Raw genomic sequence first — 18504 nt, forward strand, 5'->3', positions numbered from 1 at the left:
CCTTTTTATTCCATTCTACTATTATAATTTGTATTTTGCTAAAACCTCATAAAGCGATATAATCGAAATTTTGGGCTTAATTTTAGGTCCCTCAATCATGATTTTTTTCTCTTCTCCTGCTTTTAGATCAAAATAATCATCGCTCAATTTGTCGGTGAAATTTTCTATTTCAATGTGTACATATTTGGCCTCTCGTACTGCTTTTACAGTTATAACATTGCCTTGTATCGTGTAGCTGATTTTTGGATCTTCGAGTTTGAAATCAATAGGGCGTGTCCAATCAACTTGTGGCGTTGTATCGTCTCGATAAGCTTCGCGCATGGCATACCAAGCGGCTTTGGGTTGTCGGTTGTAATAATCGGTAACGCTCCAACTCGAAACGGGCCAACAATCGTTGAGCTGCCAAACCAAGGTGCCCATGTTGTAAGGCGCTTTTGCACGATGAACGCCAATGATATTTTTCAAAGCATAATACTGCAAACATTGAGTGAGATAGGTATAATCCTTTACGTTCATTTTCTTAATTTGAGTCGAATCTATAAAATAACGATTCAAATACGAATTCAATTTTTCAAAACCTTTCCCCGCTTTTTGATGTGATTTGATAGCGTCTGAGTATAAAAAACGATCTTTTGGCGACGTAATTTTTTCGATAGTGCTATAATTTGGCATGGCTTGCATACCGTATTCACTCACAAATCGACCTGTTTTCTGTTCTACAATTTCCAGGTCTTGCAATCCCCACCAAGTGCCCCAATAATGGCTATCGCCGTGGGTAATACTTTTTTCTTTTCCCCAGCCGTACACTGGCGAAGTACTGATATAAGGGCGTTTTCCGTCAACTTCTTTCACCCATTTTGGAATACTATCTTGAAAAAGTCGCACATAATCGTGCCATAATTTGGTCGAATCTTTTTTAGAAATTGCAAATGATTTTTGCCATCCCCAATGATGAAAAGCCTCATCAATTTCGTTGTTTCCACACCAAGCCACGATACTCGGGTGGTGACGCAAGCGTTTTACTTGGTATTTTACTTCTTCCCTAACATTGTCAAAAAAGGCTTTGTCTCCGGGCACCATCGTTCCTGCGAACATAAAATCTTGCCAAACATAAATACCGTTTTTATCGCATAAATCATAAAAATAATCGTCTTCATAAATACCACCTCCCCAAATACGAAGCATATTCATATTGGCTTCTTTGGCCATTTTGATTACTTTCTCGTATTCTTTTTTCGTCACTCTAGATTGAAAAGCATCTGATGGAATATAGTTCGCTCCTTTCATGTAGACTGGTTTTCCATCGATTTTAAAATAGAAAGATTTTCCATGTTTATCATCTTCTTGCACCAATTCAATTTTGCGATCTAAAGTGTACGGTTTTTCTAAAGGAAGCGCATCAAAGGCTTCTAAACGAACCGCTTTCCAAATACCGCAAGTGGTAAATTTTGGTCCCCAATCCCATCCAAAATGAAACTGTGCTTTACGAATATAGGCTCTGGGATTGTCTGGAATTACGAAAGGCAAGTCCTTTTTGGCTAGGGCATCGGCTTTATTTTGTGCCGATTCAAAGACGATTCTTAGCGTATTATTTCCGGGACGAAGTGCTTTTTTTACCTCAACTTGCCACTGACGGAACATATTATCTGCTTTCAAAATCTCTTGATCGTTCAGGTAAACGGTCGCGAAAGTATCTAAGCCGTCAAAAACAAGGTTGATGTTTTTCTTTTTCAAAAGAACTGGTGTCACTTTAAAAGTCGTGCTGTATTCCCAATCTTTCTTTTCGATCCATTGTAATTTTTCTTCGTTAGTACCGAAATAAGGATCTTCAATTTGTTTATTGTTCAACAAATCGGTGTGAATTTCACCAGGAACGCTGGCAGGAAACCATTTTGACGTACCTACTTCTTTATAGTTCCAATTCGAATGAATTTCAATAGTCGATTTTTGGGCAACTACTGCAAGGTGTACCAACGATAGTAGCAGTAAACCGAATGATTTTATTTTGGAGAAGTGCTTCATATTTTCTATTTTAATTACCCAATACTATTGCATGGCTAATGAATCCTAAAGTTAGTTAATAAAATTTCAAAGATTGTACCGACCAATCGTTATCAAAAAAACCAGTCACTTTCATATCAGACAAACCGTTTTTGAGCATATCGGCAGTAAATATCATGACATCAGGAAATCCTGTAATTCCAGAAATATAACTATTCAATGCTGTCGCTTTCATTCCTTTTTCACCAGTACCTGCCACTACTCCAACTAATGCCGTTGGACTATCTTTTCGAGGATACACAAAGTAAGTGGCCAAATCATTCCCTTTAAGAGTTTTATTTCCAACCGAAATTTGATTATTTTTCACTTGAATTGGCGCATTTTTCAGCAATACATTCCAAGCTTTGTTAGTAGTAGCATTACCATAAAGCACGACATTTCGGTCTTTGTAGGCTTTTAGATTAAAATCGGTATCCGCCACAACATCAATACTGGCATTGCCTCTGTAATAAAACGTTTCGGCATCTACACGAGCGCGGTTTTCATACCATTCTTTTTCAGCTTTTGTCCCGCCTGTAGCATAGACCAATACCACATTATTATCAAAAGCATATTTGAATCCGCCTTGACGTTCGGCATATTTTTGTTTGGTATTCAATTGATTGACCAACTGTACTTTTCCTTTTTGAACCGCGATAAGTACTTTTTTGTCTGTAACAGTAGTCACTTGTTGGTCATTAATTTTTAGCACCACCGTTCCTTTTATTTTTAAAGAAGGTAAATCCAATTCCAACATCGCCACGTTTTGAGTGGTTATGGTAATAAAATGCTTTTCCCAATTGGCTTTTACATTCGAGAACTCAAAAGGTTGTTCTTGTTGTTCAATTTTAATCCAATAATCCTTGGCAGAAACTACTGGAGAAGCTGTTGTAAAATCAATATCGGTTACTTGATTATTCTCTGGAATGGATTGACGTTTGAAAAATTCGAAGATCGGATGCCAATCTACCGATTCGTCTCCGTACCAATGTTCCCCTTTTGGGTATTCATAATAACAGAAATTCGGATGAAAATCACTCAAAACATTGCGCATAGTACGCGCATGATGTACCGGAACAGTACTATCAGCGTCACCATGCAACACATACACTCCAGATTGTTTTAAATTGTGAATCATGCTTTTGACTCTTCCGGCATTGGCTGCTCTTTTTATGAACGAAAAAGCATCAGTATCAGCATTATTCAAATCGGTTTTTTCAGAACGATAGGTCATGATATCTGGATAAGAAGCACAGGGCGCCACCGCAGCAAATTTATCTGGGTAATTCGTTCCTAAAAACCAAGAGCCGTGTCCGCCCATAGAATGTCCGGTTAAATAGGTTAATGCCGGAATGGGTTGCAATATTTTCTTAGCTTCGGCTAAAACTTCAAGCGCATCGATGCGTCCCCATTCTTCCCAATTGTATCCAAAAGGACGACGATTGGTTGGTGCTACAATGTGCGTCCAATCTTTTTGTTTGTACGCTCTTGTTTGATTTCTGGCTTCAACTGAGGCGCCATGCACCGATAAAACCAAGGCTTGCGGTCCAGGATTTAGGGCTGGAGCCAAACTGTAGTATTGCACACTTTTGTCTACTTTACTCAAAAAAGTTCTTTCGTGGTGAACGGTTGCTTTTCGTACTTGCAATTCAAAAGACATAGTATCGAGTACTTTTCCTTTGCTATCTGAGAGGGTTACCACTGCTTTTATAGGGCCGACAACATTAGAAGTTGTGGCTGGAATTAAGAATTTAGCTTTACGCACATGCAATGGCATGATGGCATCGGTTTGGTACACTGTTTTTTCTCCAGTGGCCAACTCGGTAGTGATGGTTAGTCCTTTTACAGCTTTATTAGTAGCATTAATGATTCGGATAGCGCCCCATTTGGCATTTGTTTCACCAATAATGACATCAGGTAAAGTCATATCGCGTGAGGTAAACAGAATATTTTTGGATGGAATTACCAATTTTGTGGCCACTCTTCCGTAGCGACCAGCAGTAAAAATAAATTCATTATGTCCTTTTTTCAAAACTATGGGAGCCAAAGCGTAACCATAATCATAAGTATCACCTTCATGTGGAAAACCGTTTACATAGGTTCGTGTGCCTCCGGTAGTTTCTAAAAGTACGATTTGCTCATTTGCGGCATTAAATTGTGTAAACAAAAAGCCTTTTGAAGCATCAGTACTTTTAAAAACGCCTGCTGAATCTGCGCTTACTGGCGTCCATTCTTTGTTAACTTTTGATTGTAAAGTTGCCGTATTGGCATAGTTCCAAGCGACAATATCTTGCCCGTTAAAAAGGGTTCCTGCTGGAATAGGATCGATAAGAAAAAAACCATTGGTGAATTGATGTAAAACCTTTCCTTCTGCGGTGGTTTCTATTTTTTCTTTACCAAAATATTCTACTACATTTCCTTTGACGGTAGTTTGGGCTACCATTGTCGTTACTTGAAATGATAATAATAATAAAAAGAGTTTTCTCATCGTATTAAATTTATGCTGTTATTAAATATAAGCTGGGTAAAGAGATTACCCAGCTTATTATTTTTTTTGAATTATTTTTTGTCCCACCAGATTTTTGTCGTTAACAAATCTGGTCCTTGACGTTTAATCGCTTCTCTGTAATTGGCTGCATTAGTAATCAACTCTGATTGATCGTAAATTAATCTTCTAGGAATAGTTCCATTGGTTTCACTACCTGGATGATTCACAGGAGTTAAAATAGGGAAACCTGTTCTTCTGTACTCTGCAAATGCTTCGTACCCATTAAACAATAACGAAATCCATTTTTGAGTTCCAATTTGTTCCAAAGCTTTATTAGCATCAAAAGGGTGAGCTGCAATATAAGTGTCGTATTCAGCATCGGTCACTGAAGGAACTTTATTACCGAAAACCGTTAACATTTGCATGGCTGATTTCACACCATTTTCGTAGAATGCTTTGGTCGTTCCATTCACATTCCATCCTTTTTGAGCCGCTTCTGCTAATAAGAATTGTACTTCGGCGTTGTGCATGATGATCGTTGGAGCATCAGTACGTAAAACGGTAGACGTGTTAGGATCTGAAATTAATTTCTTGTTTCCTCCATTTGGAAACTCTAACGCACCATTATCTAAACCTTGTTGCTTCGCTGGAGTATTATCTCCTGAGCCTTCTAATTTAGCTAAGATTCGTAACCTTGGATCGTTGTTATTTTTTAACTGATCGATAAAGGTTTTACTGTATTTGATGTTACAATCTCCACCATTTATTTCTTTGATCGCCCAAGTAGAAGTAATTGGATTGGTTTTTACCCCTTGAGGATTAAGCTCATGTTGTAAAACCACATTGTCTGCATTAGAAGTAAAAACTCCTTTGGCTACCGCTTTCTCCACATATTGTTTCGATAAAGCAGGATCTACATTTGAGATACGCATCGCTACTCTTAAAAGTAAAGAGTTGGCGAATTTTTTCCATTTGGCGATATCGCCTTTGTAAAACAAATCGGCATTTCCAACAAATGGTTTACTAGCGTCCAAGGCATCGCTGGCTTGGTCTAGCTCTTTCAATAAATCATCATAAATAACCTTTTGAGTATCATATTTTGGGGCAAAAAGAAGTCCATTGTATCCTTTACCTGCTTCAAAGTAAGGAATCTCTCCGTAGGCATCGGTCAATCGTTGAAACATATAGGCTTTCATGATGCGACACGCCTGATTCATGTTGTTGTAGTCGTCTGTTTGAGGTATTACGGATTGTAATTGAAAGGTTTGATTTAAACCTTTCCCGTAAGTTTCCCCAAATACTGCGCCACTCAAAGAACCACTCCAAACATAAATAGAGCCTGAACTTCCTGGTGAAGCAAAGTATTGCACAAACTGGCTGGTATACAAATTATTCGTTCTAGTGTGCGAGAAATCTTGACCATTCATGTATACCTCGGCTAAGGTGAACATTGATTTTGGATCTGGTTTAAGTACCGCATTAGGATTCTCATTCATGTCTTCAAACCCATTGTCGCATGAGCTTAAACTAAATACACCAAGCAAAAGCGCACCGATATAGGGTATTAATTTATTTTTCATCTTGTTCTTTTTTTGTATTAAAACTTAACATTCAAATTAAATCCAAAATTTCTTGTCAATGGCATAGAGGCTCTTTCTAAACCTTGCGCATTGCTGTTAGAATAATTCGATTCTGGGTCAATATTTGGAGTCGTGCTGTATAAAGTAAGTAAGTTGTGTCCAGATACTCCCAAACTCAAGGCTTGAATTCCTGTGTTTTTGAAGTAACGTTGTGGCATGTTATAGTTGAAAGAAATCGATCTTAATTTGATAAAATCAGCATCGTACACAAAGTTGGATGACACATCGCTGTAACTTCTCCAGTAATTGTATGCCGAAACCGTTTTATTTACAGGGTTTCCATTGATATCTTTTCCTGAAACTTGAATACCTGTTTCACGACCTTCTAATGTTTTTTCTGTCAATCCATAACGAGTTCCCAATTGGTTAGTCGCTGAGTAAATGTGTCCACCAAATTTGGCATCAATCAAAACAGAAAGGGTAAAGTTTTTGTATTTAAAATCGTTAGTGAAACCCATCGATACTGGTGCAACTCCAGGTCCACAATTGATTAATTCACCTCTTGCAAATCTACCATCTGCTTGCAATACTATTTCGCCATTGGCATCTCTCATGTAATCATACGCTTTGATCGTTCCAAAGGCTTGTCCAACTTCTAAAACTACAGAAGCTCTACCGTCTCTACCACCTTCAAGTGTTTTAGTAGTAATTCCTTCGGATAAACTTAAAACTTGGTTGTCATTGTAGCCAATGTTGTAACCAATATTCCAAGAGAAATTATCGGTTTTGATCGCTCTAGTATTTACGGCAAATTCAACCCCTTTGTTTAGAATTTCACCTACGTTAATTTTGGTTCTTTTGAATCCTGTTGCTGATGAAATATCTACATCGGCAATATCATTGGTAGTCTTTTTGCGATAAAAAGTCAAATCGGTACTCAATATATTATTGAAAAAGGTGTTTTCGAAACCAAATTCAATCGTGCTTACATTGTAAGGTTTCAATTTACTATTAGGCACACTTTCACTGTTGATTCCAAGTACCGGTTGCCCGTTGATGATGGTTTGTCCATCAGGAGCAGAGTACGCTAAATTTAAAGCATAAGCATCTGGCAAGGCACCACCTACGTTACCCCAACCTACTCTAACTTTACCATAAGACATCCATTCTGGTAATTTTAATACTTCAGAATATATAAAACTTGAACTTACTGAAGGGTAAAAAATAGAATTGCTAGAAGGATCCAAGGTAGAGAACCAATCTTGACGTCCTGTTAGACCAAGGAATAAGTAGTCTTTATACCCAAAATCAGCTGAGTAAAAAAGTGAATTTACAGCACTTTCAGAAAACAATTTCTCAGTTCTTTCTGGAGTAGTATTTCCATAAAAGTACTCAAATGGTATGATGAAATTATTTCCTTTCATTTTGATCCCACTAAATCTATTGTATTGCATGTTTCCTCCAACAAAAGCATCTAGTGAAAAGTTTTTACCAATATCGGTTTTGTATCCTAAATAAGCCGAAGCATTTACCTCAGAACGGTTTTCAATTCTGTTCTCAATAGATCCTCCTGGGTTATAAGCAATACCCGTTGGTTCAATTTCTTCGTATTCGTAATTGATATCATCAATACCAATTACCCCTTTTGCGTATAATTTATCGGTAATATTATAATTTACTTTGGCCGAACCTACAAAACGCTTTCTCAAATCATTATTCAAATCTACACCAGTAGCAAAATAAGGTTGTGTCATGTAAAGATTAGATCCTAACATATCCGATTCTCCACCTTTAGCGTCAAATGGATTGCTTAACCATCTGATATCAGTAGAAGGCGACATGAATACCACTGGGAAAGCTGCATTTCTTGGACCATCATTCAAATAAGGTCTATTATTGGTTTTCTCAATAATGTATTGTGCGTTGGTCTCAATATTGATTTTCTCGTTAGGATTTGCATTGTAATTAAAAGCAATATTCGTTCTTCCAAAATCATTGTTTGGCATAATAGATTCGTTTTTAGTATTTCCTAAAGACAATCTAAAATTAGAGGTTTCGTTCCCACCAGATAATGCCAAAGTGTTGGCCATATTGAAACCTGTTCTGTAGAAATTTTTTACATTATTTTTACCATACGCTTGATACGGTCTGCTTTGTCCATCAATAGATGCAGCAGCTGTACCATCATAACGGTCTCCCCAAGCAAAAAAGAAACTATTTTGTACTTGATCTGTAGAAGGGAAACGCTCGTAAACACCAGAAGCATTAGGTTGACCTGCACCGTACTTATCTTGCCATTCTAATAAATCCATAGCATTACTCATGGTAATATTGGTACTAAAATCAACACCAATTCCTTTACCAGATTTTCCTTTTTTGGTCGTAATTAAAATTACCCCGTTAGATCCTCTAAATCCATACAAAGCAGAAGCCGCACTCCCTTTCATTACAGACATCGAAGCAATATCATCTGGATTAAAAGAAGACATACCATCTCCTTTGTCATTTCCTCCCCATTGTCCAGCGTTACCTTGTTGCGTATTATCTACTGGAATTCCGTCAATTACATACAAAGGTTGGTTAGAGCCAGAAGCAGAAGTTGCCCCACGAATCACCACACGACTCGATCCAGAAGGACCACTTACCGGAGCAGAAACATTTACCCCCGCTATTCTACCTTGCAATGCATTTCCTAGATTTACCTCTTTAGTCTTAGTTAAATCTTCTCCTTTAATCTCACCAACAGCATATCCTAAACTTTTTCTTTGTTTTTTTACTCCCATCGAAGTAATTACCACATCTTTTAATTGAGTTACGCTTTCAGATAAAACAATAACAACATTGTTTTTAGATGGGTCTACAGTGTACACCAAGGTGTTTAAACCTACAGATGACACTTCAAGTTTCACACTCTCGGCAGGTACTGACAAAGAAAAATTCCCGTCAAAATCAGTTACCGTACTCAATGATTGACCAATTACTTTCACATTTGCACCTATTACGGTCATGTTTTGTTGATCCTTCACTTTTCCACTTATCGTTCTATTTTGGGCCATTGCATTAAAGCAACCCAACAAAATAAAACACAAAACTATTCCTATTCGTTTCATAAAATTACTATTTGTTTTTTGTTTTGATTTATTTTAAAAATTGATTCTGTTTTTAATTCATTTTTTCATATCTCTTTTTTTATGTTACACTTGTTTTTTTTGGCTTTAAAAAGTTCGCTAAAACGTTTTAGTAAACTTTTTTTAAAAAAATGCAATTGAATTGCATTTTTTTAAAAAAAGAAGGGCTACTTATAGCCTTAAACCGATTCCCTCTCAATATATTTTCCTTTTACAAATAGTTTCTCAACTTGATAACTTTCTGGTGTTTTAATCTGAGCCATCAACAAGTCCACCACTTTTTTTCCCATTTCGTCAATAGGTTGTGCTACTACTGAAATAGCTGGGGAATGAATTCTGAAGCTATCTACATCATCAAAACAAATAACAGAAACATCCTTGGGGATTTGCAAACCTAATTTTCGCATGGCCAATAATCCAGCAAACCCTAAATAGTTAGACAAAAACAAAATACCATCTATCTCTTTATCCTTTTGAAGTAACGTCACTATATCATTTACCCTATCTTCTTCTTTTTCTAAAAAATCAGTAATCAATATCAAATTCGGATCAAAAACACTATGTTGTTTCAAAGCATCAATATATCCTGATTTTCGTAACTCCATTTGAACCATTCCATGCAAAGTGGTCACTAAGGCAATTTTTTTACACCCTTTATCTATTAAAACTTTCGTAGCTTGAAAAGCACCGTCATAGTTATCAATAATAACATGGCTTACATTTTGTCCCTCAAAAAAACGATCAATGAGTACTACTGGCCTTTCATCATGAAGTAGCATATCGATTTCGTCTTGCAAATTTTCCGTAGGCGTAATCACAAATCCATCGGCGTTTTCTTGTACCAATCTTTTCAACAATACCTTTGTGGACTCATCATTGTTATTCGTACTAAAATAAAAAACACGATAATCATACTTACTCGCTTCTTCTTCTATCACACGGGCAAAACTGGAAAAAAAAGGATTCGAAATATCCTCTACCAAAAAAACAATACTTTGCGTTTTTCCAGTTCGCAAACTACTCGCATTTACATTGGGCTTATACCCTAATTCCGAAACTACTTTTTGAACTTTTAAAATAACAGCCTCACTTATCCCCATTTTTTTGCCCTTACCATTCATCACAAATGACACGGTTGAAACCGAGACTCCTGCTTCTTTTGCTATATCTTTAATGGTAGTTTTTTTCATAATTGTGAAATACTTCTTTTAGTACCTCCACACAAACATACAACTAATTTTTCAATACAAAAACGTTTTAGGGAAAGATTTTCCTAAATATTTCTACATAAAATTGCATTATTCGGATAAATCAACGGAGTTGTGTTAAATAAAATAAATGATTTTAACAGCATATAAAAAAAATAAATCCCGTTTTTATCGATTTGCTTACATATCAATAATGAGTTAACAAGAATCTTAAAAAAATAATAATTCGGATCTTTCCCCTTGAAAAAGAGTCCTTAAAAAGAAACAATAAAAAAAAGCGACAAAGTACTGCTACTTTATCGCTTTTATCAAACCACTTGTCTCAGCTATTATCGAATCGAAATAGCTACGCCGCCACTTTTGGCCAAACGTTGTTTTAATTGAGTAGTGCTTTTTACTTTAATCTTCTTAATGGTATAGGCTTGCGGATTGTTCAAATAATCGGCATTCTTAGCATCGGCATAAATGGTAGCCGTAAAGGTTTTCCCCTTGGGTAAAAAACTGAAATCAATCAACGCTTCACGAGCCTTTTCATCCGTGATACCTCCTACAAACCACTCGTCCTTACCTTTGGCTTTTCGAGCTATAGTAAGATAATCTCCGGGTTCAGCCTCTAATATAGTGGTACTGTCCCAATCTAAAGCTACGTCCTTAATAAATTGAAAAGCATCCTTAAATCGGTTGTAGTTTTCAGGCAAATCGGCTGCCATTTGCAACGGACTATACATCGTTACGTACAAAGCCAATTGTTTGACCAAAGTTGTACTCAATTTATTTTTTTTGCTACCGTATACCGAAAAATCACCTTGAAAAATCCCTGGTGTGTAATCCATCGGCCCTCCCATCAATCGGGTAAATGGCAAAATAGTGGTATGATCGGGATTATTTCCTTCAAAGGATTCAAATTCGGTACCACGAGCCGACTCTTGTGCAATCCAATTCGGATACGTACGATGCAATCCTGTTGGGCGCACCGCTTCATGCGAATTGACCATAATTTTATGCTTCGCGGCTTCTTTTGCAACATGTAAATAATGATTGACCATCATTTGACCATCATGATGTTCGCCTCTTGGAATCATTGGCCCTACATAACCTGTTTTTACAGCATCATACTCATGATCGTTCATAAATTGAAAAGCAGCCGCCAACTGACGCTCATAATCAATGGTAGACGAAGTGGTTTCGTGATGCATGATCATTTTCACGCCTTTAGCCTTTGCATACTTTTGAAGTTCTACCACATCAAAATCAGGATATGCTTTCGTGAAACTATAGATTTTTTCTTTTTTGAAAGCGGTGTTGTCTTCCCAGCCTTCGTTCCAACCTTCTACCAATACTGCGTCGATACCATTTTCTGAAGCAAAATCGATATATTCTTTCACATGCTTAGTGTTAGCGCCATGTGTGGTATTGGGTTTTAGTTTTGAAAAATCAGTTTCTCCAATCTTTACATCTTGGTCATTGCTATACGCCCAAGTGGAACCGCCTCCAGTAAAATATTCCCACCAAACCCCAACATATTTCACGGGTTTAATCCACGAAACGTCTGTCAAAGCACAAGGCTCATTTAAATTCAAAATCATTTTGGAAGCCAATATCTGACGGGCATCATCACTAACAATAATGGTTCGCCAAGGTGTTTTTTTACCCGTTTGCACATAGCCTTTATTGCCTACAGCATCTGGCGTTAAATGTGACGATAATCCAAATTTAGCAGCCTCAACATTCAAAGCCATAGCGGGAAAATCCACCAAAGCCGCTTCGTGAATATTAATATACAATCCGTCTTTTGATTTCATCATCAAGGGCGTTTGCACAGCTACATTTTTAATTCTGGATTGAGCCGCTAAAGATTCTTTTGAAGAAGCCTCATACAATCCTGGAATTTCAGATACTAAAGAAGTGGTGTATTTGTACTCGTTGGTATCGTAATCCCCAGGAATCCAAAACGCCTTATGATTACCCCCCAAATTGAACTCGGTCGTTTCTTCCTGAATCATAAAATGTCTCAAATTAGGTTGCACCGGAAACTCGTATCGAAAGCCTAAGCCATCGTCAAACAATCGAAAGTAAATCGTCAACAACCTTTTGCTTTTGGGTTGTAGCAACTCCACTTTCATTTCATTATAGTGATTCGTAATTTCCTTTTGTTCGCCCAAAACAGGTTCCCATTTTGAATGCTCGGTAGTAAAGGATACTTTTTGAATCTCGAAGTTTTGATTAAAAAGAATGTCTTTTTGAATCACAAAACCCATGTTACTTTTTTGGATCGCTGCTTTATTTTTATAGGACAAATCATAAACAGGAGTGCCTTTTTCATCTAATGCAAAGGAAAGTGCCAAATCCTTGTTGGGAGATTGCAAAACTTGTGAAAAACCCAAAGGCATAAACAATACTAAAAACAGACTTAGTGCTACTATTTTTTTCATAATCGACTGGGGAAGAAAAATTAAACAAATTACGGAAAGAAGAAATATTCCGATTTTTCATAAAATTATCGATTTCGTAAACAAAGCTCTATTATTTAACAAAACTTTAAAACTCAAGCTTTTTTTAGTAAAATTTTGAAGTAATTAACAATAAAAATAATAGAAAACATAACCAACTGAATACTAAATTATTAAAAACAACAAGACATTCCGTTTTTGAAAGTATGTTTTGAAATTCCACTTCGAAAGTTTTTTGTTGTTTAAAAAAAGTCTCCTTCAACAATTTACCCTTTCTCCATCGCAGAATTATTCAATACTGAACTTGTAGCAGTAGATTTGGCCAAAGCTTATTCCTGCTTTTTTTTCTTTGCAAAAAACAACAATCGCCCTCATTTAAAAAGAAAAAAATAGCACTAAAAAAGGGTCAAAATTGGTCTTACCATTCAGAAAAAGATCGCGCAAAAGCGTCTACTTGATCCCAATCGGTATATTCTATGACTGTTTTCGGATCCGTTGGTCCTTTGGTCAATCGCATGATCAATTGAATCATGATTCGATCCCAAAAACCATAGTGAGGATAATCTAATTTACCAGCAAATACAGCAACTCGTGCGGGTTTCCAAGAAATATTTTTCAAAAATTTAATCACGTACGGATTGGTGTCGGCCGTGCGCTTTTCTATTTTACGAGCGACCAAATTCACCGAAATAAAGGCCGATTTTTTAGCATTCAAAAGCGTGGCATTGTCCTGAATAAAAGTGGTTATTTTGGAATGATGCTTGCCGTACCGAATACTCGAAGCAATCAAAACTTTATCAAAATCCGCTATTTCAGCATCGTATTCATCAACAGACACCAACGTTACACTGGATTGGTCTTGCTGAAGAACACGCGCTATCGATTCGCAAATTCGTTGTGTCATGCCATCAACCGAGGCGAAAATTATCAGGATTTGCGTTGCTTTTTTATGTTTTTCGTCCATCATCATGATTTAATAGTTGTTCTCCGTTTTTAATTTTGTTTTGATTCAAAATTCAAAGTTAGCAACGGAATGATGCCTCAAAGAATCCGTTTTCTCTTGAACCAAAAATAGATGACCAAAGCAATGACGACCATCACGCCCAGTGTCATGAAATAGCCGAGCGGCCATTTTAGTTCGGGCATATGCTCAAAATTCATTCCATAAATTCCTGCAATAAACGTTAGCGGCAAAAAGAAAGCCGAAAAGATGGTCAACAATTTCATCACATCATTGCTTTTTTGCGCGTTAACCGAAAGAAAGGTATTCAATAAATTGTTGGCGTTTTCGAGTACTTCGTCATAATTGAGCAGCAAACTCAGCAGCTTATCTTTGATGTCTTGCAAAGCGGTTTTGGAGGACTCGCTCACTTCGAGTTGGTGAATGACATTTTGAAATATCTGCAACAGCTTTTTGGTAATCCGTGTTTGTGCTTTCAAGAAATACAGTTCTTCCAAGGAGATTTTAGAATAGTCTTGCAGGAAAATCGTCTTTTCGATTTGAATGATTTTTTCGTCTAAGTCGTTCAAAGGCACTTGATAGGTTTCTACCATTTTATGGATCAAATAAATCAAAATTTCCTCGGGTGATTTGTGGTCTTTTTTTACGGTTTCCAAAAATGCAAACGGACTGCGATGAATGGTGATGATTTTGTGTCCGTTGTAAAAAAAGGCGATTTTATGTGACAATTCATTGATAGTAGTAGCTTTACTGGCCATTCTCGGCGTAAAAGCCCTAAGAATTAAAAAATTATAATTGGGCTGCTTTTCAAATTTAGGCAAGTGGCCTCGCTCCAAACTGTCTTTAATTTGAAAAAAATCCAACTGGTATTCTTTGGCGATTTGGTCTAGATTTTCTTGACTAGGTTGGCAAATGTCTATCCAAACAAAGTTCTCGAATTGTATTTTTTTTTGGGTGGGTGGTGTCATTTTAGTTTGGTGTGAATGCAATACATTGGATTTGAAAAGCTAAAGTATTAGCTATTCCTATACAAAACAAACTTTGCATTAATCCAATTACTAAAATCCATTGTAGCTGTTATGAATGTTTTTATTTTACTCCCTACAATTTAATTGATAATTCCAAATGCCCGCCTAAACCCAACTCAACAATTTTTTGTAGTGTTGAAAATCTAACTTCTTTAACATTATTTTCAATCTTAGAGATATAGGACTTTGTTGTTCCAGCTTTTGCAGCAAGTTCTTCCTGAGTTAAACCTTTTTGAACCCTTGCTTCGTAAATCAATGCACCAATTTTAAAATTCTCATATCCAGCATCCAATTCGTCTCTTTCTGGAGTTCCAATTTTTCCGTAATGTTTATCTTTAAACTGTTCAAGTGTTTTAAGATTATTATTTTTCGTTTTCATATTAGCTTATCCATAAAATACAAATTTACTTAAGTTGCACTAAAGTGAAACTTTTTGCTTGTGTTTTTTTATTTAGTGGTAAAATGAGCTATATACAGTTTAGGGTTAAATCAGCATTACCTTTTTGGATTCAGCAAATATTACGAATTCAAAACCATTTTCCCATTAATCCAATTACTAAAATCCGTTGAAGCTGTTATATGCTGTAATTATTCTAGTTATTTTGCGATTTCAATTTTCAATATTTCTTTTTTTTCTTTTCCGTAAGTAATTCTAACAGGTAAACCATTTTTAAATATTCCATTACTAGTTTTACTGAAACTATTGAAACGTCCAAGCATTGCGTCTTCATAACTAAAATATACAGAATCAACATTAAAACGCTCAATTGTCACAACACCTTTTCGTGATGCTGGTCTTACGCTACTAAAATTTGAAATTTCACCTTCTACAATTCCAACCTGAGTTGAAGTTAACATTTTTTGAATTCTTTCCTCTGTCAAATCTTTCGTGTAAAATTTCAAATAAACAAACATTGATGTTGAGAATGAAAAAACGATTCCCATTGTCCACAACAAAATTGTTTTTTCATAATTCTCGTCTTGTTTTTTGAAACGTTTTGTAATTCCCCAAAGTATTTGGCAAATTATCGCAATCCATAGACAAACCTCAAAGGATTTTATTGAGTTTGAAGGTAAGTCAGATAGCGACCAATAAGTATAATATTTCATTATATTTTAATTGTCTTAGTTTGCAAATTCGTTATTATTACCATTAACGTATGGCCAGTAGGCGATGGCCGGGCTAAATAAAGCAATTATTTTCGGAGTATCACTAATTTCCCAAATACAAAACCATTTTTCCATTAAGCCTAATTCCCGACTATTGCTTACTAGCTGTTGTGCGTTGGTACTTTATTTCACTTTGTCTATTAGAGTTCTAAGCTTTTTATCATATTCTTCATTTCCAAAATTTATTAAAACCAAATTCGCTCTACTTCTTGTAATACCTGTATAAAGAATCTCGTCAAAAGTCATTTGCATTTTAGTAAACTTCTTTTCAAGAATTAGAAAAAGCGTTTCACTTTCCCATCCTTTAAAACTGTGCACTGTCGATATTTTTACAGTTCCACTATTCATATGAAAGTGTATTTTTTTATTATTTCTAATCATATTCAGATTGCTGGTCTGTCTTTCTGGCCCAAAATCTTTTATAAAATCATTTATTTCAGATTCATACTTTTCTCGAAATGCTAAATAATCTTTTGTTGTTGTTTTAAATTTTAAAGAATAAAAGTCAAGTTTATCTTTAAATCTATCTCCGTACTCTTTGTATAGGTCGTAAATTGTAAATAATATACTTAATTGATTAAATGCATTATCTGCCTTAAAATCATTTTGCCGTTTAATTAAGATAATACCTTCTTTAAGCCATCTAGGGTAGTTATTCGTTTTAATGTAGTTTAGACCCATTCTATAAACCATTTCAAATGTTTCAAACATTGTATTAGTTTTTTCATTAGACGAATAACGATAGTATGCATCAAATTTTTTAAGGAGTGAAATGGAATGTCCAAGTATAGTTATATCATTTGGTGGAACATCTTTATTTATCGCATTTTCGTGAATTATTGTATATAGACTAGCTACATTATCTGTATTTGATAGATAAATGTAGTTTAGACTACCTTGTTGATTTCTGCCAAAATCAAATTCTAAATTAGTTGCTTTATCATTAAAATTATCAATTTCATACTTGTCTTTAAAAATGTCTTTTTGGTAATTTATTGCCAAGTCTTTAATCTTGAAATCTGAACGGAAACAGTTTTTTAGTTCTGTTACACCTCTAACATTCGTAGAAATATCTTTTCCATCTGTCGTATTATTGTAAATGTTTTGCTTAACATCACCAAATAGCACGTATTCTCCGTTTTCACTTAAAAAACACTCTTTTATTATTTCCATCCAAGCTCTTTTGTAATCTTGAATTTCATCAATTAGAATAACGTCATATGTTTTAATATCTTCTTTTCTTTCAAGAAAGAGAGCCTTATTTGAATAAAATTTGCTCTCAAAAAAATTATCTTTTTCATCATCACTCATTTCATTAAATTCCTTTGGTACTTCTACAGGAATACCAAGGTTGTTTAGTTCTGAATTAATGAATAAATGATAATTTGATATAACGAAGTTTTCCCAAGGAAAATCTTCTCGAACATCACTAATTTTATCTTTAATATAATTTCTTAATGTAATATTGTAGGTTAAAATAAGAACATTGCCATTTGTTCGTTTGTGAGCTTGAACTGCTCTAGCAGCTAAAATTGTTGTTTTACCCGATCCTACAACTCCCTTTATACGTTGTTCTTTTTTATTAGATTCGTAAATAATTTCCATTTGTTTTTGGCTATATATAATCTCTTTGCCTTGCTCTTTTAAATGGATTGGTGGTTTTAAAAATCTCTTAAAACTTTCATAAATATCATCAGTAAAAAGAAAAGATGGTTTGTCAGCCTTTAAATATCTGTCTTTAAGAATTTTATTAAAATCTAATTCATTGAGATTATCTCGACCTATCAGGTCAATGTTATACTTTAAGAATTTTTGATAGTTGAAATCTTCTTTAAAAGGGGAAACTAATAATTCGTCTATTTGCTCTGAATTTGCATTATGAAAATATACAGCAGAGTTTACCATATTAAAGTTTCTAATATCTTTAATTTTTTTCTCTAATAATTTGTCAATGTGAAGCTCATAAAGATTGTCTTTGTATTTTAAGACTTGAGAAATTGGGGATTTAGAGGTTTTTGCGTTATTACTCTTGATTACAAATTTCTTTCTGTCATCAAGTTTGTATAAATCTAAATTATAGTCTTTAACTTCAATAACCATAACTCCAAATCCTTTCCGCATAATTACTATGTCGGGTCTGTCTCCATTCATATATGGGTTGAAGTAAACTTCAAATGATTCGTCAAGGTTTGAATCTAAAAATTTCAATAAATGCAACTCTCCATCTTCAGGTTTTACCTTTAATGAAAGTATTTTCTCGTATGAAGGTATTAATGTCGCCATTTATCTTTATTGGTTACGGTGTCTTTTAGTATGACGCACAACGTTCCCGCGCTACACGCAGGCTGGGATTAAAGATGCGTAATCTTTCGGTTAAAAACAAATGTATCAAACACAAACTATTTTCAAATTAAACCAATTGCCCAGCTTGCTTGTAGCGTGTGTTAAGCG

At 35.3% G+C, this 18504-nt stretch carries 11 protein-coding genes; all 11 read right to left on the bottom strand.

Annotated elements, in window-relative coordinates:
• Window positions 1-21 precede the first annotated feature (21 nt).
• Window positions 22-2022 (bottom strand): glycoside hydrolase family 2 protein, encoded by a 2001-nt coding sequence (locus tag AO58_RS0107980; protein ID WP_024981208.1) that lies wholly within the window; start codon window positions 2020-2022, stop codon window positions 22-24.
• A gap of 55 nt (window positions 2023-2077) precedes the next feature.
• The gene (locus tag AO58_RS0107985) at window positions 2078-4528 is read right to left on the bottom strand and encodes a prolyl oligopeptidase family serine peptidase (protein ID WP_024981209.1); all 2451 of its coding nucleotides are present in this window, start codon (window positions 4526-4528) and stop codon (window positions 2078-2080) included.
• Between the two features lie 71 nt (window positions 4529-4599).
• Window positions 4600-6108: a SusD/RagB family nutrient-binding outer membrane lipoprotein gene (locus AO58_RS0107990; protein WP_024981210.1), complete on the bottom strand. Its 1509-nt coding sequence runs from the start codon at window positions 6106-6108 to the stop codon at window positions 4600-4602.
• Window positions 6109-6125: 17 nt separating this feature from the next.
• Window positions 6126-9218, bottom strand: a complete 3093-nt coding sequence (locus tag AO58_RS0107995) for a SusC/RagA family TonB-linked outer membrane protein (RefSeq protein WP_024981211.1) — start codon at window positions 9216-9218, stop codon at window positions 6126-6128.
• Between the two features lie 197 nt (window positions 9219-9415).
• Entirely contained in the window at window positions 9416-10426 is a 1011-nt protein-coding gene (locus tag AO58_RS0108000) for a LacI family DNA-binding transcriptional regulator (RefSeq protein WP_024981212.1), read from the bottom strand.
• A gap of 347 nt (window positions 10427-10773) precedes the next feature.
• Window positions 10774-12876 carry a glycoside hydrolase family 97 protein gene (locus AO58_RS0108005; protein ID WP_024981213.1) on the bottom strand — a complete coding sequence of 701 codons (2103 nt, stop codon included), beginning with the start codon at window positions 12874-12876 and terminating at the stop codon, window positions 10774-10776.
• Window positions 12877-13312: 436 nt separating this feature from the next.
• Window positions 13313-13864 (bottom strand): menaquinone-dependent protoporphyrinogen IX dehydrogenase, encoded by a 552-nt coding sequence (gene hemG, locus AO58_RS0108010; protein WP_024981214.1) that lies wholly within the window; start codon window positions 13862-13864, stop codon window positions 13313-13315.
• A gap of 71 nt (window positions 13865-13935) precedes the next feature.
• Complete coding sequence (locus AO58_RS0108015) at window positions 13936-14823, bottom strand: CorA family divalent cation transporter (protein WP_024981215.1); 888 nt, start codon at window positions 14821-14823, stop codon at window positions 13936-13938.
• Between the two features lie 133 nt (window positions 14824-14956).
• Window positions 14957-15262: a helix-turn-helix domain-containing protein gene (locus AO58_RS0108020; RefSeq protein ID WP_024981216.1), complete on the bottom strand. Its 306-nt coding sequence runs from the start codon at window positions 15260-15262 to the stop codon at window positions 14957-14959.
• A gap of 218 nt (window positions 15263-15480) precedes the next feature.
• On the bottom strand, window positions 15481-15993 hold the full coding sequence (locus AO58_RS0108025) for a hypothetical protein (RefSeq protein WP_024981217.1): 513 nt from the start codon (window positions 15991-15993) through the stop codon (window positions 15481-15483).
• Window positions 15994-16176: 183 nt separating this feature from the next.
• Window positions 16177-18336: a nuclease-related domain-containing DEAD/DEAH box helicase gene (locus AO58_RS0108030; protein WP_024981218.1), complete on the bottom strand. Its 2160-nt coding sequence runs from the start codon at window positions 18334-18336 to the stop codon at window positions 16177-16179.
• Window positions 18337-18504 lie beyond the last annotated feature (168 nt).

This window comes from Flavobacterium succinicans LMG 10402, from assembly GCF_000611675.1.
In the GTDB taxonomy this organism is placed as follows: Bacteria; Bacteroidota; Bacteroidia; order Flavobacteriales; family Flavobacteriaceae; genus Flavobacterium; species Flavobacterium succinicans.